At 63.1% G+C, this 17,519-nt stretch carries 12 protein-coding genes and 1 riboswitch; of the genes, 5 read left to right on the top strand and 7 right to left on the bottom strand.

Annotated elements, in window-relative coordinates; genetic code table 11:
- Positions 1 to 132: 132 nt before the first annotated feature.
- The 5 genes from M5C56_RS13605 to M5C56_RS13585 all read right to left on the bottom strand — a co-directional run bounded on the left by M5C56_RS13605 (position 133) and on the right by M5C56_RS13585 (position 9,819).
- Positions 133 to 2,880 (bottom strand): LuxR C-terminal-related transcriptional regulator, encoded by a 2,748-nt coding sequence (locus M5C56_RS13605; protein WP_103494498.1) that lies wholly within the window; start codon positions 2,878 to 2,880, stop codon positions 133 to 135.
- Positions 2,881 to 3,217: 337 nt separating this feature from the next.
- The gene (locus tag M5C56_RS13600) at positions 3,218 to 4,582 is read right to left on the bottom strand and encodes a DUF1329 domain-containing protein (RefSeq protein WP_103494497.1); all 1,365 of its coding nucleotides are present in this window, start codon (positions 4,580 to 4,582) and stop codon (positions 3,218 to 3,220) included.
- 30 nt (positions 4,583 to 4,612) lie between these two features.
- Positions 4,613 to 6,472, bottom strand: a complete 1,860-nt coding sequence (locus M5C56_RS13595; protein ID WP_103494496.1) for a DUF1302 domain-containing protein — start codon at positions 6,470 to 6,472, stop codon at positions 4,613 to 4,615.
- A gap of 331 nt (positions 6,473 to 6,803) precedes the next feature.
- Positions 6,804 to 8,486, bottom strand: coding sequence for a fatty acid--CoA ligase (locus M5C56_RS13590; protein ID WP_103494495.1), 1,683 nt, complete (start codon positions 8,484 to 8,486; stop codon positions 6,804 to 6,806).
- A gap of 148 nt (positions 8,487 to 8,634) precedes the next feature.
- Positions 8,635 to 9,819 carry an MFS transporter gene (locus tag M5C56_RS13585; RefSeq protein WP_103494494.1) on the bottom strand — a complete coding sequence of 395 codons (1,185 nt, stop codon included), beginning with the start codon at positions 9,817 to 9,819 and terminating at the stop codon, positions 8,635 to 8,637.
- A 106-nt stretch (positions 9,820 to 9,925) separates the two neighbouring features.
- On the opposite strand from M5C56_RS13585, the gene M5C56_RS13580 reads away from it, so the two are divergent.
- On the top strand, positions 9,926 to 10,699 hold the full coding sequence (locus M5C56_RS13580) for a helix-turn-helix transcriptional regulator (RefSeq protein WP_103494493.1): 774 nt from the start codon (positions 9,926 to 9,928) through the stop codon (positions 10,697 to 10,699).
- Here the strand turns inward: M5C56_RS13580 and M5C56_RS13575 are convergent.
- Complete coding sequence (locus tag M5C56_RS13575) at positions 10,683 to 11,312, bottom strand: LysE family transporter (RefSeq protein WP_103494602.1); 630 nt, start codon at positions 11,310 to 11,312, stop codon at positions 10,683 to 10,685. The two genes, M5C56_RS13580 and M5C56_RS13575, sit on opposite strands and share 17 nt — an antisense overlap.
- A gap of 89 nt (positions 11,313 to 11,401) precedes the next feature.
- Between M5C56_RS13575 and M5C56_RS13570 the strand changes: the two genes are divergently transcribed.
- The 3 genes from M5C56_RS13570 to M5C56_RS13560 all read left to right on the top strand — a co-directional run bounded on the left by M5C56_RS13570 (position 11,402) and on the right by M5C56_RS13560 (position 14,231).
- Complete coding sequence (locus M5C56_RS13570) at positions 11,402 to 12,367, top strand: 2-hydroxyacid dehydrogenase (RefSeq protein WP_103494492.1); 966 nt, start codon at positions 11,402 to 11,404, stop codon at positions 12,365 to 12,367.
- 32 nt (positions 12,368 to 12,399) lie between these two features.
- Positions 12,400 to 13,398 carry a class I SAM-dependent methyltransferase gene (locus tag M5C56_RS13565; protein WP_103494491.1) on the top strand — a complete coding sequence of 333 codons (999 nt, stop codon included), beginning with the start codon at positions 12,400 to 12,402 and terminating at the stop codon, positions 13,396 to 13,398.
- A gap of 40 nt (positions 13,399 to 13,438) precedes the next feature.
- Positions 13,439 to 13,558, top strand: a riboswitch (yybP-ykoY riboswitch).
- 88 nt (positions 13,559 to 13,646) lie between these two features.
- Positions 13,647 to 14,231 carry a TMEM165/GDT1 family protein gene (locus M5C56_RS13560; RefSeq protein ID WP_103494490.1) on the top strand — a complete coding sequence of 195 codons (585 nt, stop codon included), beginning with the start codon at positions 13,647 to 13,649 and terminating at the stop codon, positions 14,229 to 14,231.
- A gap of 46 nt (positions 14,232 to 14,277) precedes the next feature.
- On the opposite strand, the gene M5C56_RS13555 is transcribed toward M5C56_RS13560, so the two are convergent.
- Positions 14,278 to 15,096 carry a M48 family metallopeptidase gene (locus M5C56_RS13555; RefSeq protein WP_103494489.1) on the bottom strand — a complete coding sequence of 273 codons (819 nt, stop codon included), beginning with the start codon at positions 15,094 to 15,096 and terminating at the stop codon, positions 14,278 to 14,280.
- Positions 15,097 to 15,371: 275 nt separating this feature from the next.
- On the opposite strand from M5C56_RS13555, the gene M5C56_RS13550 reads away from it, so the two are divergent.
- Entirely contained in the window at positions 15,372 to 17,513 is a 2,142-nt protein-coding gene (locus M5C56_RS13550) for a methyl-accepting chemotaxis protein (RefSeq protein WP_152741199.1), read from the top strand.
- The last annotated feature ends 6 nt before the right edge of the window (positions 17,514 to 17,519 follow it).

The following is a 17,519-nucleotide window of genomic DNA, read 5'->3' as shown; positions in this document are numbered from 1 at the left end:
TCGTCAGCCTTCAGTCGTTCAAGGCGTTGAAAGTGAGTGCTGACGTCTATTGGTTATAGCTGACGCAAGGCACATAGCCACCCCGTCGAAGCTTCTTCGACGGCTCGTGGGGCGAACGGTAGGCCGAAGCGCTCAGCGCGATTCGCCCAGCAACCCCAGCTCCTGCGCCCGCGCCACGGCCTGGGTCCGCCGCTCGACCCCCAACTTGCTGTTGATATGGCTGGCATGGGTTTTCACTGTGTGCAGGGAAATGAACAACTGGTCGCTGATCTCCTGGTTCGAACAACCCTGGGCGATCAAGTGCAGGACCGCCAGCTCACGGGTACTCAGACTCTCGACCGGCTGCGCCAGTTCCCCCGCTTCACGCACCGTCGGGGCCGGCAGCAGCGCCAGCAGGCTTTGTCGCAGCGGCGTGTCGGGGCCGTGCAACAGTTGCTCGCGCATCCACTCCGGATGCGCCTTCACCAGGGCCTGGAACGGCAACAGCGCGCCGCCCGTGGTGGCCTCCACCGCGCGGGCGAACAGCGGCCGGGCTTCGGCCTCCCGCGCCGTCGCCAGCAACACCAGCACCCACTGGTTCCAGGCCATCACGCTGAGCAATTGGCCGCCGCTGGCCTGGCCCTGCTCCACCAGCTTAGCCAACCGCTGCCGCGCGGCCGCCGGTTTGTCGCGCAAGGCTTCAAGCAACGCCTGCTGCAACTGGATATGCAGGGGCAGTTGCAGATGGAACTCCGGTGCCGCCGCCGGTTGATCGCCGTTATAGGTCTGTTCCAGACGCCCCAGCCAGACTTCGGCCAGGTCGATACGGCCCTGGGCCAGCCACAGTTGGCATTTCATCAGGGTGATCATTGCCAGGTAGTAGATCGGCGGCACGTCCCAGATATGCATCAAGCGCTCGGCCTCGGCCAGTTCGGCAAAGGCCTTGGCGAACTCGCCATTGCGCCCGTCCTGGCTGGCAATCACGCAATGCCCGACCAATACGCTGATATCCCGGCAGGCCCGCGCCTCGTGAAGGCCGGCAAGCAGGCGAATGCGCCCGGCTTCGGGTTGCAGGCGCAGGGTCAGCAGATACCCCTCGTACAGCGTCAACCGGGCACGGGCGGCGTACAACCGCTGGGCGGATAACCCCTCCAGGCGCTGCAAGCCCTGGCGGACCTCATCCAGTGCGCGCAGCACCTCGCCACGGGCCTGGAGCACCCGCGCCCGGTCGTAATGGGCCAAGGCCTCGAACAAGGGGTTACCGACCCGCTGGGCCAGCTCCAGGGACTCACGATTCAGGCCACGGGCGCGCCACAGGTCGCCATCGGCAATCGCCAGGTTGGACAGGGTCGACAGGCACACCAGGCGCTGGCCGTAACGTTTATGCGGCAGGCTGAGCAAGGCTTCGCCGCAATAGGCCTGGGTCTTTTGGCGATCGCCCCGACCACGGGCGATGATCCCGCTCAGGGCCAGCCATTGCGCAAGCATGGACTTCTGCGCCGTGGCCGAAGGTGCGGGCAGGAAGCGGCTCAGATGGCTGGCCAGTTCTTCGGCCGCGTCCAGCTGGCAGGCCAGGCCCAAGGCCCAGGCGTAGAGCACGATCAAACGTGGCGTGCTGACCAGCAGGCGGTCGGGCAAGTCGGTTTTCCAGCGCAGCAGCATGCCGACGTTCTGCTCGGCCAGCAGTTGTTCTTCCGAGAGGTTCTGCACCAGGTTGGCCGCCACATCCAGATGCCCAGCGCGCAGTGCCTGTTCCACCGCTTCATCGAAAAGGCCCTGGGTGCTGAACCAGCGGCAGGCCCGCAGATGCAGGCTGGCGGCGGGGACCAGGGCATTGCTCGGCGGGCGGCTGCGCAGCAGGTCGGAAAACAGGTGGTGATAACGGAACCAATGGCCGTGTTCGTCCAGCGGTACCAGGAACACCTGGTGTGATTGCAGATAGCTGAGGATCTGCGCACTGTCGTGGGATTCGCGAATCCCGTCGCACAGTTCGCTGCAAAAGCGCTCCTGGGGCGCGGTGTCGTAGAGAAAGGCCTGGACCTCGGGCGGCAGGCAATCGATCACCTCCTCCAGCAGGTAGTCGCGAATCAGCCCGGTCCCCCCTTGCAGGACCTGGGGCAACGCCATGTCGCTGCTGGCCTGGGCGGCAGCCAGCAGCCAGAAGCGCAGGCCGGCCACCCAGCCCTCGCTGCGTTCGATCAGGTTGTTCAGCGCTTCGCCACGCAAGGAACTGCTGTGGCGCTCGAACAGGTCCAGGGATTCGTCGTGGGTCAGGCGCAGGTCCTGCTCGTTCAATTCCAGCAGTTGCCGCGACAACCGCAGGCGCGCCAGGTGCCACTCCGGCCGCTGTCGACTGGTGACCAGCACCAGCAGACCGGCGGGCAGGTGATTGAGAAAGAACTGCAGGCAACGATCCAGCACCGGGCCCTGGGCCAGATGGTAGTCGTCGAGCACCAGCAACAGCGGCGCGGTGCTGGAGAGATGCAATGCCAGCTCGTCGAGCAGGCCGTCCAGCCATTCCTCGAAAGCGAAGGGTTGATGGCGCTGGCGCATTTTCAACAGGCCCAGCGCCTGGCTGCCGACGCCTGGGAAGTAATGTTGCAGGCCATCGAGCAGGCGCTCGAGGAAACGCCCCGGATCGTTGTCCCGCGGGCTGAGCCCCAGCCACAGGCTTTGCCAATGCCCGGGCAGGCCCTGGCAGAACTCCACCGCCAGCGAACTCTTGCCGAAGCCGGCCGGGGCACTGATCAGCAGCAGGCGGCCGTGTAACCCGGCGCCGAGGCGTTCGCACAGGCGCGGCCGCAATACATAGCCGTCCGGCAGTGGCGGACGGTAGAAGCGTCCTTCCAGGGCAGGTATGGCCGGGCCCACGGGACCTTGCACACGGGACAGATCAGTCATGGCCGGCTCTTGTTGAAGGGCTGTTATCGGCAGGCAGATGTCCGCAGACTAGCGGTAAAAAGCGCCGTAATGAAGGCTTATTGTCGTAATTTTGTCGAAAAGCATCGAATCTGAAATATTTAGCCACACATATCCCGCGAGCAAAAAAACGCCCCGAATCAGCCGGGGCGTTTCAACGCAGGATGCGGCCTGCGCTTGTAACGGTTGCCTGTGAGAGCGATGCCTATTTGAGAGCCGAACTTGTTTAGGGGCAGAGCTTTTGTGGGAGCGGTGCTTGCCCGCGAAGCTTTTAGCAACTTTAAGGGCCCCTTCGCGGGCAAGCACCGCTCCCACAGTTTCAGCGAACGCCGTCCTGGCGCAGGGCGGCCGGGGTGAAGTCGCTGGTGGTGGCGGTGAAGCCGAAGTCATACGCCTGCTTCTCTTCGTTCTTCATGCCCAGCGCCAGGTAGCGGCCGGACTGCAGGTCGTAGAGGGTTTCCAGGGCGTACCAAGGCACCTGCTTGTCGTAGTAGTTCTCGGCATGGGCCTCGGCGACACGCCAGAGCTGACCGCGACCGTCGTAGTGGTCGATCACCGCCGCCTGCCAGGTGTCTTCGTCGATATAGAAGTCACGCTTGGCATAGATGTGCCGCTGGCCTTCCTTCAAGGTCGCGACCACGTGCCAGACGCGGCGCAGCTCGTAGCGCGCCAGGTCCTGGTTGATATGCCCGGCCTTGATGATGTCGGCGTACTTCAGTTGCGGCGAATCGAGCTTGTAGCTGTCGGAGGCGATGTACATCTCCTTCTTGCCTTCTAGCTTCCAGTCGTAGCGGTCCGGCGCGCCGTTGTACATGTCCAGGTTGTCGGAGGTGCGCAGGCCGTCGGCGGCAGTACCCGGACCGTCATAGGAGACTTGCGGGGCCCGGCGCACACGGCGCTGGCCGGCGTTGTAGACCCAGGCCGAACGCGGTTCCTTGACCTGGTCGAGGGTTTCGTGGACCAGCAGCACGCCACCGGCCAGACGCGCCGGCGCGGTCACTTTCTGCTTGAAGTAGAAGAGGATATTGCCCGGGTTGGCCGGATCGTAGTCCTTCATCTTGTCGCGGAAGACGAACTGGTCCTGGAAATACACCAGGCTGTACGAACCGTTGGCCTGGGGCGTGGCCTGGGTCACCAGGCGAGTCACGCTGCCGCCGCGATAGCGGGTGATATGGTTCCAGATCACTTCCACACCGCTTTTCGGGATAGGGAACGGCACCGCGGTCTTGAAGTTTTCCAGGCCGTTGCCGCCGCTGACCAGGTTGGTCCTGGTGGCGTTTTCCTTGATCGCGGCAAACACGTCATCCGGTACGGTGGCGCCGCGATGGGACGGGTAGACCGGCATCTTGAAGGTCTCCGGGTAACGCTTGAACATCGCGTATTGCCCCGGGGCCAGCTTGTCCTTGTACTGCTCGACGTTCTGCGCGGTGATGATGAACAGCGGTTTTTCACTGGCGTACGGGTCGGAGAGGAAACCCTTGCTGTCGACCGTGCCGATGGTCTTGGCCATCGGCGTCCAGGCCGGGATGGTGCCGGCGGCGTTGCCGGCCTTTTCCGCGCCCATCGGGGTCAGGCTCGCGCCCAGTTTCGCCGCCTCGTCGGCGGACACCGCCGCCATTACGCCGGTGGCCAGCAACGACAATCCCAACACACCGACCTGAAGCAGATTCTTGGTGATTTTCATCTTGTTGTTATTCCTTCAAGTGCAACGGTCTTAGAAGTTCATGCCAACGCTCAGGGCCACGAAGTCACGGTCATCCACCGTGCTGTAGTCGCCGCCGAAGAAGTTGGTGTAGTTCAGGCTCGCGGTGTAGGTGTTCTGGTACTCGGCATCGAGGCCCAGGCTGACCGCCTTGCGCCCTTGTTCGAAGTTGCCGCCAGGGCCCGGCGAGTAGCCTTTCACGTCATGGGACCAGGCCACGTTGGGCTTGAGGTTCACCCCGGCGAAGACATCCGGGTATTCCCAGATGGCCCGGGCGCGATAACCCCAGGAGGTGGCGGTGGTGAAGCCGTCGTTGTTGCAGTTGGTGCTGCGGTTGCTGGCATCCGCGCCGGGACCCGCGCCAGCGATGGTGCTGCCATTGAGGGTTGGGCAAAAACCATTGGGCAAGGTGCCCGGCCCATAGACCGGATCCCGACCGTAGCGAACCTTGTCACGGCTTTCCAGACCGCCCACATAGGTGATCCCCGCTTCACCGACGAGGGTCAGGCGACTGGCCCCCATGACCTGGTCGAAGAAATGCGTGAAGGTGGTCTGGAACTGGGTGATTTCCTTGCGGTTATAGCCGTTGATCGTCTGACCCGGCGAGCCCTTGAGGATCGAGGCATTCCCCAGGCCCGGCAATGGCGTGACACCGGCATAGAGGATATCGGTGGAGCTGATCTGCACCGGCGCATTCGGCCGGTAGCTCAACTCACCGCTCCAGGCCGTGCCGGTGGGCAAGGTGGTGGAGAAGCTCAAGCCATACAGGCGGATATTGTCCGGGTACTCCATGAAGTAGCTGGAGTTGCCGGCCACCACCAAGGGGGCCGCGGCACCGAAACCCGGAGCAGCATTGAAAACCGCCTGGGAGGCGCCCTTGGCACTGAAGATCGGCGCGCGACTGTGGTAGTTCATGAAATAGGCGCCGAACTCGGTGTCCAGCGGCTCGAAGTTGTAATGCATGGCCAAGCCGAACTGACCGCCGCTGCTGGGATCCTGGTCGGGCGTGCGCCGAACCAACACACCCTCGCCGTTGATATCGACACCAAACGGCCGTAGGCCTGCTTGCTGGGCCGGACTGATCGTGGCGGTCGAATTCAAGACCCGCAGGTTGTTGTTACAGCCATGGGAGGAAATATCCGACTGCGAGAAGAAGGTGCCGCAGTTGTCGGTGACCGTCGCATCCCAGCCGATCTGGTAGAAGCCTTCCGCCGAGAGGTTATCGGTGAGGCTCTGGTTCATGTAGAACATGTTGACCGGAATCAGGCCTTCCTTGATTTCGGCCCCCGGACGACGGAACGCGGACACATCGATCGGGTTGATCGCATTGATGCCGCCACCGATAAAGGTACTTTCACCCCAGCTCACCACCTGCTTGCCCAGGCGCACCGTGCCCGGCAGGTCGGCAATGCTGTAGTTGTGATAGGCGAAGGCATCGAGGATTTCCGCGCCGGAAGAGCGGGCACCTTCCTGGCGACCGTCGTTGCTGACGTTCTTGAAGTCGAGGTCCTGGTTCTGCAAGGCAAAGTCGTACCAGTACTTGCCACGCACGAACACGCCGGTATCGCCGTATTTCAATTCAAGGTCATGCACGCCCTTGAAGATCTTCGAAAAAGTGTCCCCGGCCTTGAAGTTCTGGTGCCCGTCATCGGAGGTCTGCGACAACCCCGCGCCGCCATTGTTGACGCCGATCAGGTTTCTGTTGGGATTCTGCGTCGACCAGCTGGCCCCCAGGGACAGGGACGAGTCGAAGCTGCCTTCGATTTCACCGACATTGAAGCTGACGCCAAAGGCGGGACCGGCGAGTGTAGAGGCGAGGCTGACGGCCAAGGGCAGTTTCGCCCGGCGCCAGAACGGGTTTAGCGCGATCATCGACATACTCCATGTGCTTTATTGTTTTGGCAGTGAGTACCTTCAGGAACGCCTCGGACGAAAGGGAAGCAGACACTCCCAACCCTCGCCCGAAGTGGCGGCTTATCGCTGGCCCGCCCCACTCCTGAAAATCCGTCAGCGGACTATATCCAGCAGGTAGTACCGCTTGATCCCTCTAAAGTGTGATTTGCACCCTGAGGTCACTGCACAAACAATGCGTTCGCCAAGCCGCTGAAAAGCGGCGGGCAAGAATGACTGAAAATTCGGATTCGACAAGCCAAGCACTTGCTTGGTGGGGCTGCCACGCCCTTTCGGGCGTGGTGGGGACACCTCAAAGGGTCGAGAGGAAGCTGCTGTTGCTGGCCTGCCATTGGACGATATCAATACGGATGCGCTTCTTGTCCAGTTTACCGACGCTGGTCTTGGGAATTTCCGTAACAAGGGCGATCTGACTCGGAATCGCCCACTTGCTCAAATGCCCCTGCTCGACGAACGGCTTGAGGTGTTCCTTGAGCTCCCGGGCACCGATTTCATGGCCTTCACGCAAGACCAGCAGGGCAAACGGACGCTCGCCCCATTGCGGATCGGCAATGCCCACCACCGCGACTTCACGTACCGACGGATGACGACTGACCAGGTCTTCCAGGGCCAGGGAGGAGATCCATTCGCCGCCGGTCTTGATCACGTCCTTGATCCGGTCGCGGATATCGATCACCCCCAGGCTGTCGAGGGTCGCCACGTCGCCGGTGTGCAGCCAGCCGCCGGCCCAGAGCTCGGCGCCCTTCTGCGGTTCGTTGTAATACCCCTCGGTCAGCCAGGGCGCGCGCAGCACCAGTTCGCCCTGGGTCTCGCCGTCCGCCGGGAGGAAGTTGCCGTCCTCGTCGACAATCGCCGCCTCCACCAACGGCCCGGGTACACCGGCCTTGATCCGGTAGGTGGTGCGTTCGTCCTCGCTGCCGGCCATCAACTCTTCGCTGAGGTGGGCACAGGACACCAGCGGGCCGGTCTCCGACATGCCATAGGCGGCGGTCAGTTGAATGCCCCTACTCTTGGCGGTCTCATACAGCGTGCGGTTCAACGCACTGCCGCCGATCACCATCTTCCAGCCCTTGAAGTCGGTGCCCTGGGCCGCCTTGGCGTTGAGCACCATCTGCAGGATGGTCGGCACGCAGTGGGAGAACGTGACCTTTTCCTTGCGCCACAGCTCCACCAGCAGCTCAGGGTCGTAGCGGCCGGGATAGACCTGCTTGAGCCCGAGCATGGTCGCCACATAGGGCAGGCCCCAGGCGTGCACGTGGAACATCGGGGTGATCGGCATATAGACGTCGTTGGTACCCAGCAGGCGCACGCTGTCGATACTGCCCATGATGGTCGCCACGCCCATGGTGTGCAGCACCAGTTGGCGATGGGTGAAGTACACGCCTTTCGGATTGCCGGTGGTCCCGGTGGTGTAGAAGGTGGTGGCGACCGAGTTCTCGTCGAAATCCTCGAAGTCGTAGACCGGGCTCGCCGCCGCCAGCAGTTGCTCGTATTCACCCACCAGGTTCGGCAACTCGGCGCTCTTGTCCTCGGTGTCGGTGAGCAGCAGGGTCTTGTCCACCGTGGTCAGTTGCCCGGCGATCGCCTGGTACAGGCCGACGAACTCGCTGTTGACCAGCACGAAGCGGTCCTCGGCGTGGTTCATGGTGTAGAGGATCTGCTCGGGCGAGAGACGCACGTTGATGGTGTGGATCACCGCGCCGATCATCGGGATGGCGAACATGCATTCCAGGTAGCGATGGCTGTCCCAGTCCATCACCGCGACGGTGTCGCCGGCCTTGACCCCCGCCGCCGTCAGTACATTGGCCAGGCGGGCGACGCGCTCGCTCAAGGTCGGATAGCTGTAGCGCAGCTTGTCGCGATAGACGATCTCGCGGGTTTTCTCGTAGCGGCTGCCGGACATCAGCAAGCGCTTGATCAACAGGGGGTATTGATAAGCCCCTTCGGCGGGCGGAATGATACGAGTCTGCAACATGGAGCTTCCTTGGTCTGTCTGCACGGTCGAAGCTAAAGATAGGCACTCTAGAGCCACCGCGCATCCACTAAATCACCCAAAGGAATGATTTGCAGACGAACGTGAGTGCTAGCTCACAGCCAGCACCCACTTGAACCTCCGCCAAGACTCAGGCCGGCTGTCCGGCGGGCTGCTGGGCCGGGGTGCGCGGAAACACCAGCGCGGCGACAAAGGTCAGTGCGGCAAAGCCCGCGAGGATCAGGTACAGGCCGGCAAAACCCTGGCGCGGTTCGACAAAGGCGATCAATGGAATGGCCGTCGCGCTGGCCCCGAACGACAGGCAGTAGCGCAAGGCAAAGACCCGCGATTGCCACTGCGGCGCGACAAAATTGGCGACCATCGCATCATTCACCGTTACCTGGCCGAACACCACGAACATCAGCGCCGCGCCCAGGACCATCACCAACAGGCCGTCGACGTAGGCCAGGCCGAACAGCAAGGGTGCCTGGCACAGGGTCAGCACCACGAACGGCCACTTCAGGCTCATGCGGTCGAGCATCCGCCCGATGCTCAACTGCGCCACCGCGCCAAAGGCGTAGGCCAGGCTGACGATCACCCCGAGCAACTGCGGCGAAGCGAGCCACTCATGCAGGCGCTCCTGGAACAGTTTCGGGTAGGTCATGGTGGTGGCATTGAACACCACCCCGCCGGTGGCCGTGACCAGCGCCAGGACGCTGAACACCATGATCATGGAGATCTGCTGGCCGCTGGCGTTGCGCAGTTTCACATGGGGCTGCAGCGGGATCGGTTCTTCGCGCACCTGCCAGGCAAACAGCACGCCGAGGATGATCGACACCGCCCCCGGCAGGATAAACGCCGAACGCCAGCCGAACTGCGCCACCAGAAAGCCGGTGACCAGCGCCGAAAACGCCACGCCGAGGTTGCCCCACATGCCGTTGACGCCGATTTCACGGCCACGGTTCTGCGCGTAGCTGACCAGCATCGCCGTGCCCACCGGGTGGTAGATCGCGGCGAAGACGCCCACCAGGGTCAGCCCCAGGGTCAGCATCGGTGCCGTGCTGCTCAGGCCGGTAAAGATCGATGCGGCGCCGATGCCGAAGAAGAACAGCAGCATCATGCTCCGCCGGCTCCAGTGGTCCCCCAGCCAGCCGGCCGGCAGCGAACAGGCGCCGAAGGCAATGAAGCCGCCCAGGGACAGGCCGATCATCTGGGCGAAGTCGAGACCGAAGGCCTGGCCCATGCCAAGCACGGCGGCGGGATAAATCAGCATGAACATGTGGTCGATCACATGAGCTGCATTGATGTAGCGGATTACGTTTCGGGGTTGGTTCATCGCGGCACACACGTCAGGATTGTTATCGGTCCGTTATGCTAAGTTGGCGACAAAACGTATTTCCGCCAACAAACTCATCAAACCAGACAGACTTGTAGAATCAGACATGCTAATCAGCCACTTCCTACACGGCCCAGTCAGCGCCTATCCCCGCGACTACGTCGACGGCGCACACCAGGAACTGCACGTCCATCAGGAAGCGCAGTTGCTCTATGCCGTGTGCGGGGTCATGCGCCTGGTCACCGCCGAAGGCGCGTGGATCATCCCGCCAACCCGCGCCGTGTGGATTCCGCCCTGGGTCGAGCATGAGATTTTCATGAGCGGCGAAGTGCGCATGCGGTCGTTATTTATCGCCGCCGAGTATTCCCCGGCCAACCTCCACGGTTGCTGTGTGCTGGCGGTGACGCCGTTGCTGCGGGAGTTGATCGTGCGTGCGGTGCAAGGCCCGGAACAGGCGAAAAACCCGCTGATCCAGCAGCTTATGCTGGAGGAACTGGCGGCCCTGGAGAACCTGCCGCTGCATATCCCGATGCCGACGGACCGGCGCCTGCAACGGATCTGCCTGGCCCTGCTGGAAACCCCGGACCACCCCAACAGCCTGGAAGACTGGGCACAGCAGGTCGGCGCCAGTACCCGGACCCTGGCGCGGCTGTTCCAGCAGCAAGTACGGATGAATTTCAATGCCTGGCGCCAGCAACTGCGCCTGATGGAGGCCTTGCCACGCCTGATCGCCGGGGAAAGCGTGCAGCACGTGGCCAAGGTGTTGGGCTATGGCAGCGCCCGAGCCTTCAGTTCGATGTTTCGTCGCCTGCTTGGCGACAACCCGCGGGACTACCTGAATGCCCTGAACCAGTTCAGCTCGATCAATGCATCTCGGTGAAGGCCAGCTTCACGCCGATGGCGATCAGCACCGCGCCCATGGTCCGGTCGAACCAATGGCCCATGCGGGCGAAACCGGCGCGTACACGCTGCTGGCTGAACAGCATCGCCACCAGGCAGAACCACAGCGCGGTGGCCACGGCCAGGTAAACGCCGTAGCCGGCCTGGACCAGTAGCGGCGTGTGCGGGTTGATCACCACGGTGAACAGCGAGAGAAAAAACAGCGTGGCCTTGGGGTTCAGGCCATTGGTCACGAAGCCCGAGGTGAAGGCGCCGCGCGCGGTGCGCTCACCGACCTGCAAGGCCAGCTCGTCGCTCACCGGTTGGGCCGGCTTGGCGCGGATAGCCTTGAAGCCGATGTACAGCAGGTAGGCCGCCGCCAGCCATTTCAAGGCGTTGAACAGCACGATCGATTGCGACACGATCAGGCCGATCCCCAGCAGCGAGTAGCCCACATGCAGGAAAATCGCCGTGCCGACGCCCAGCGCGGTCCAGGTGCCGGCACGTCGACCATGGGTCACGCTCTCGCGCACCACCACGGCAAAGTCCGGGCCGGGACTGGCCACCGCCAGCAGGTGAATCAGGGCAACGGTCAGGAATTCCGTCAGGTAGATGGACACGGCGATGGGCTCCTCGGTAACTGAATATGTCTGTTAGGCTCGTCACCTTACGCGTTCATCCAATAGCACAAAAGGTACAGTTGATGAGCAACTCCCGCCGCGCGGTATTTCTCGATCACCCTTCCCTGGATCTCGGCGATCTTGACCTCGATCCGCTGCGGGCCTGCTTCGACGAGCTGTGCCTGTATGCCACGACCACGCCGGAGACAGTCGTCGATCACCTGAAAGGCGCCAGCGTCGCCATCAGCAACAAGGTCCCGCTGACCGCCGCCACCCTGGCCGCCTGCCCCGAGTTGAAGCTGATCCTGATCAGCGCCACCGGCACCAACAATGTCGACCTGGCCGCCGCCCGAGCCCAGGGTATTACCGTGAGCAACTGCCAGGGTTACGGCACGCCGTCGGTGGCCCAGCACACCCTGATGTTGCTGCTGGCCCTGGCCACGCGCCTGACCGATTACCAGAAAGCCGTCGGTGAAGGCCGCTGGCAACAGGCCAAGCAGTTCTGCCTGCTGGACTTCCCGATTGTCGAACTGGAGGGCAAGACCCTCGGCCTGCTTGGCCATGGCGAACTCGGTGGCGCGGTGGCGCGGCTGGCGGAAGCCTTCGGCATGCGTGTATTGCTCGGGCAGATTCCCGGTCGCCCGGCCCGGGCCGATCGCGTACCGCTGGAGCAATTGCTGCCGCAGGTCGATGCGCTGACCCTGCACTGCCCGCTCAACGAATACACCCGCCACTTTATCGGTGCCTCGGAACTCGCGCAGCTCAGGCCCGGGGCCTTTGTGGTCAACACCGCCCGCGGCGGCCTGATCGACGAACTGGCCCTGGCCGACGCCCTGCGCAGCGGCCACCTGGGCGGCGCCGCCACCGATGTGCTGAGCGTCGAACCGCCAACCAACGGCAACCCGCTGCTGGCCGGCGACATTCCGCGCCTGATCGTCACCCCCCACAACGCCTGGGGCAGCCGCGAGGCCCGGCAACGAATTGTCGGCCAGCTGGCGGAAAACGCCCTGGGTTTCTTCAACGGGGCAGCGTTACGGGTTGTCAGTTGATAGACTGCGGCACTTTTTTCAGGGAGCAGACCATGGATCCGCGCAGTGAAGTACTGCTTCGTCAGGCCGATTATTTCCAGGGCAAGCTGTTGCTCGCCGGGCTGCCCGCCGACGACCTGCTCGGACGCCTGCCCAACGCCCACGGCTGGTGCTGGCACGCCGGCGATCAGGCGGCATTGGAGACGCGCTTCGAAGGCCGCAGCCATTTTGGCGTGCATATCCCCGAGGTCCCGTTCGACAGTGCCGTGGTGTTCCTGCCCAAGTCCAAGGACCTGACCGACTACCTGCTCAACGCCATCGCCTCGCGCCTGCCGGCTGGCGAGGTGTTCCTGGTCGGGGAAAAACGCAGCGGTATCGAAGGCGCGGCCAAGCAGCTCAACCCCTTCGGCAAGCCGCGCAAGCTCGACAGCGCCCGACATTGCCAGCTGTGGCAGGTCACCGTGGCCGAAGCACCGGTCGCCAAAACGCTGGAAAGCCTGGCGCAACATTACCAGCTGGACCTGGCCGAAGGGCCGCTCAAGGTGGTCAGCCTGCCCGGGGTGTTCAGCCACGGCCGGCTGGATCGCGGCAGTGCCCTGTTGCTGGAACACCTGGACAAACTGCCGAGCGGCAACCTGCTGGACTTCGGTTGCGGCGCCGGTGTCCTCGGCGCGGCCGTGAAGCGGCGTTACCCGCACAACCACGTGATCCTGCTCGACGTCGACGCTTTTGCCACCGCCAGCAGTCGCCTGACCCTGGCCGCCAACGGCCTCGACGCCGAGGTGTTGACCGGTGACGGTATCGACGCCGCGCCCATGGGCTTGAGTGCGATCCTGAGCAATCCGCCGTTCCATGTCGGGGTCCACACCGATTACCTGGCGACGGAGAACTTGCTGCGAAAAGCAGCGAAACATCTGAAAAACGGCGGCGAACTTCGGCTGGTGGCAAACAGTTTCCTGCGTTATCAGCCGCTGATCGAAGAGCATCTCGGACGCTGCGTGACCAAGGCCGAGGGACAGGGCTTCCGGGTCTACAGCGCCAAGCGCGGTTGAAAAAGAAGGCTTGCGCAATGGATTCTGCCTAGGCAGAATCCGCTCCGTCCTAGGGGAGTAGTCTCCCACGAGCGCCACGCTCGTCCGGCATGCGTCAACATACTTGGTCAACAGACCATGGCGCATGCGACCCACGGTCCGCACAGACGGGCCCGGGGTTTGACAAGACCTATGACACGAACACCTTACCCGGGGCGGGAAGGCTGTACGTGTCATAGCCGTGTCGACCCGCCCCTTAGGAAAACCTGATGCTGGATTCCCTGCTCGTCCCCACTGCAATCGTTGCCTTGGCCGAAATCGGCGACAAGACGCAGTTGCTCGCGCTCATTCTCGCTGCACGCTTTCGCAAGCCCTGGCCGATCATTGCCGGTATTGTCGCGGCAACCCTGGCCAACCATGCGGCAGCCGGCGCGGTAGGCGCCTGGTTCGGCAGTTTCTTCTCCGATGCGGTGTTGCACTGGATCCTCGCGGCGAGCTTTACCGCCACCGCCCTGTGGACCCTGGTACCGGACAAGATCGACGATGACGAGACCACCACGGCGCGCAAGTTCGGCCCGTTCCTGACGACCCTGATTGCGTTCTTCCTCGCGGAAATCGGTGACAAGACCCAGATCGCCACGGTGATGCTGGCGGCGCAGTATCCGGAGCTGTGGCTGGTGATCATCGGCACCACCCTGGGCATGCTGATTGCCAACGTCCCGGTGGTACTGGCGGGCAACTTCGCCGCCGACAAACTGCCGCTGACCCTGATCCGCCGGCTGGCGGCGACAGCGTTCTTCATCCTCGCGGTGGTCGCGGTGTACAAGGCGATGCAGAGCAGCGGCTGGATCTAAAGCAGGTTCCTTGTGGCGAGAGGGTTTGCCCTCTCGCTACACAGGGTCAGGACTTCCTGGCCTGCTGATACAACGGCATCACCTTCGGAATCGCTGCCTCCAACGAAGCAATACGACTATCGGACGCCGGGTGGGTGCTCATGAACTCCGGCGGTGCACCTTCAGCCGCCTTGCCCATCTTGTTCCACAGGCTGATGGCCGCGTTCGGGTTGTAGCCGGCGCGAGCCGCCAGCTCCAGGCCGATCAGGTCCGCCTCGTTTTCATTGGCCCGGCTGTTGGGCAAGGTCATGCCGTAGTTGGCCACGGTATCGGCCAGCGCCAGGCTGTCCTGTCCCAGGCCGAACAAGGCGCCCGCGCCCTGCTTCGCCATCTCGACCCCATAAGCCTTGGACATCGCTTCACGCCCGTGCTCGCGCAAGGCGTGGGCAATTTCATGGCCCATCACCGCGGCAATCTCGTCGTCACTCAGCTTGAGCTTATCGATCAGGCCACTGTAAAAGATGATCTTGCCGCCAGGACCGCAGTTGGCATTGAGCTCGTCACTCTTGATCAGATTGACCTCCCACTGCCATTGCGCCGAATCCGGACGGAAGGTCGGCGCCTGGGCGATCAGGCGCTTGGCGATCGCCTGGACCCGCTTGGCATTGGCGCTGGTCTTGTCCAGAACGCCCTTGCCACCCGCCTCCCCCAGGGTCTTCTGATACGACTGCGCGTACATCTGGTCGACTTGCTGGCTCGACAGCAGGCTGAACATGTACTGCTTGCGCTCAACCCCGACCGCCCCACCGTTGGTGGTGTTGACAGCCTGGCACCCGCCCAACAGCAAACTCGCGCTCAACGCGCCCAACACCCAAGCTCTAGCCATGAACACTCTCCTTGAAGACTGCGGCTATCCTAGGCGGTGATTTGTATCAATACCAGATACAAACGATGTGTAGCACATCAACATCGGATACATCCTGCACGCTTCGTAGGAAAAGATTCATAAACCCGCCCAAGCCACGGCGAACCACATCCCGCACCTATCCATTTGCGACACAGACACATTCAAAACAGCCATTTCAGCGACCGCCCCTCATGCCTGTGAAAAGCCCGGCCGATACAAATTGGCAGATGTCACTCCTTGTGTCCGGGGCTCCCATGAAATTCAAGTCGATCCAGTTTTCCGTCGCGGCCCTGGCCGGGGCCATTATCCTCAGCGTGGTCGGGGCCCTGGTGGTCTACGCCCTGTTTTCCGGGGCCAGGACCCAGGACATGGTGCAACAGCGCACCCAGGCGCAATTCGAACAGGTGATCCAGCAGCGCCTGGATGCGCTGGCCCGCACCCAGGTCAGCCAGATCCAGCGCGAACTCGAAGCGCCGCTGCTGATTGCCGGCGGCCTGGTCCGGGTCAACAGCCTGATCGGCACCACCGGCGCCGACGGCAAGCCCGCCTTGAGCCTCAGCCGCGAACAACTGATCAGCCTGGTCAAGGAAAACGTCCAGCAGAACCCGAAGATTCTCGGCACCTATATCGGCTGGGAAAAGAACGCCCTGGACCACAACGACGCCGCCTATGTCGACACCAAGGTCGCCGGTATCGACCCCAAGGACGGCCGCTTCCTGCCCTGGTGGTTCCGTAACGACGACGGCACCCTCGGCGAGTCGAGCCTGGTGGATGTGGACGACCAGAAACTGCTCTCCACCGGCATCCGCGCCAGCGAGTACTACCTGTGCTCCAAGGAAACCAGGAAGTCCTGCGTGATCGACCCGGCGCCCTACAAGGTCGGCGACAAGATGGTCATGCTTGCCTCCTTTATCCAACCGATCCTGCTCAACGGCGCGTTCCAGGGCATCGTCGGCGCCGACCTGTCGGTGAACTTCATCCAGGACATGCTGCTGGCCGCCAACCAGAAACTCTATGGCGGTGCCGGCAACATGGCGCTGGTGGGCAGCAACGGTCGCCTGGTGGCCTACACCAAGGACTCAAGCAAATTCGGCGAGAAGGCCGGGGACGTGCTCGGGGCCGACAAGGTCGCGACCATGGGCAAGCTCAATCGCGGCGAAGTGACCTATAACGTCGACAAGGACAAAGGCACCATCGAGCTCTACCTGCCCTTCGGCATCGGCCAGACCGACGCGCGCTGGACCCTGATGATGCAGCTGCCGCTGGACGCCGTCATGGCTGACCTGCACAAGCTGCAAGGCGACCTCGACACCCAGCGCAAGGCCGATGTCTTCGGCATGGCCATGGTCGGCCTGGTGATCGCTGGCCTGGGCCTGTTGGTGATCTGGCTGGTGGGTCACGGCATCGCCCGTCCCCTCAAGCAGATGGTCGCCATGCTCGACGACATCGCCCAGGGCGAAGGCGACCTGACCCGGCGCCTGAGCAGCGACCGTGCCGACGAACTGGGCTCGATCGCCAAGGGTTTCAACACCTTCCTGATCAAGTTGCAGGCGATGATCACCCAGGTGGTGACCTCGGTGCAGAGTGTCAGCGACTCCTCCGAACACACCGCGGATATCGCGATCCGGACCAACCAGGGCGTGCACAAGCAGATGGCCGAGATCGACCAGGTGGCCACCGCCGTGCAGGAAATGACCGCCACCGCCCAGGACGTGGCGCGCAATGCGACCCAGGCGGCCCAGGCCGCCAGCCATGCGGATATGGCCGCCAGCGACGGGATGCGCATCGTCAAGGACACCTCGACCTCCATCGGCGCCCTGGCCCTGGAGATCGGCCGCGCGGTCAGCGTGGTGCAGACCCTGGCCAAGGACAGCGAGAACATCAATGCGATCCTGACGGCCATCCGTGGCATTGCCGAACAGACCAACCTGCTGGCGCTCAACGCCGCCATCGAAGCGGCCCGGGCCGGCGAACAGGGCCGGGGCTTTGCGGTGGTGGCCGACGAGGTGCGCAACCTGGCGCAGAAGACCCAGAAGGCCACGGAAGAAATCCAGTCGATGATCCAGCAGTTGCAGCAAGGTACCCGCGACGTGGTCAAGGTCATGGAAGACAGCCAGGCCAAGACCGACGAAAGCGTGCAGCACGCGGCCAAGGCGGCCCAGGCGCTGGAAAGCATTACTCAGGCAGTGTCGGTGATCAACGACATGAACACCCAGATCGCCAGCGCGGCCGAGGAACAGAGCGCGGTGGCCGACGACATCAACCGTAACGTGATCAATATCGGCCAGGTGGCCAATGAAGTAGCGGGCGGCGCCGACGAGTCGAGCGCGGCCAGTGCGCAATTGACCAAGCTGGCGGAGCAGCAGCGTCGATTGATCAATCAGTTCAGGGTGTAGGACTTC

Origin of the sequence: Pseudomonas sp. MWU13-2862 (assembly GCF_023242495.1) — a bacterium.
Lineage (GTDB): Bacteria > Pseudomonadota > Gammaproteobacteria > Pseudomonadales > Pseudomonadaceae > Aquipseudomonas > Aquipseudomonas gingeri_D.
Note: the sequence above shows the minus strand (reverse complement) of the source record. Positions and strands in the feature narration are given on the sequence as shown.

Bases quoted from the DNA above. Each gene is read 5' to 3' on its own strand.
- M5C56_RS13605 (WP_103494498.1), bottom strand. From the start codon at position 2,880: ATGACTGATCTGTCCCGTGTGCAAGGTCCCGTGGGCCCGGCCATACCT.
- M5C56_RS13600 (WP_103494497.1), bottom strand. From the start codon at position 4,582: ATGAAAATCACCAAGAATCTGCTTCAGGTCGGTGTGTTGGGATTGTCG.
- M5C56_RS13595 (WP_103494496.1), bottom strand. From the start codon at position 6,472: ATGATCGCGCTAAACCCGTTCTGGCGCCGGGCGAAACTGCCCTTGGCC.
- M5C56_RS13590 (WP_103494495.1), bottom strand. From the start codon at position 8,486: ATGTTGCAGACTCGTATCATTCCGCCCGCCGAAGGGGCTTATCAATAC.
- M5C56_RS13585 (WP_103494494.1), bottom strand. From the start codon at position 9,819: ATGAACCAACCCCGAAACGTAATCCGCTACATCAATGCAGCTCATGTG.
- M5C56_RS13580 (WP_103494493.1), top strand. From the start codon at position 9,926: ATGCTAATCAGCCACTTCCTACACGGCCCAGTCAGCGCCTATCCCCGC.
- M5C56_RS13570 (WP_103494492.1), top strand. From the start codon at position 11,402: ATGAGCAACTCCCGCCGCGCGGTATTTCTCGATCACCCTTCCCTGGAT.
- M5C56_RS13565 (WP_103494491.1), top strand. From the start codon at position 12,400: ATGGATCCGCGCAGTGAAGTACTGCTTCGTCAGGCCGATTATTTCCAG.
- M5C56_RS13560 (WP_103494490.1), top strand. From the start codon at position 13,647: ATGCTGGATTCCCTGCTCGTCCCCACTGCAATCGTTGCCTTGGCCGAA.
- M5C56_RS13555 (WP_103494489.1), bottom strand. From the start codon at position 15,096: ATGGCTAGAGCTTGGGTGTTGGGCGCGTTGAGCGCGAGTTTGCTGTTG.
- M5C56_RS13550 (WP_152741199.1), top strand. From the start codon at position 15,372: ATGAAATTCAAGTCGATCCAGTTTTCCGTCGCGGCCCTGGCCGGGGCC.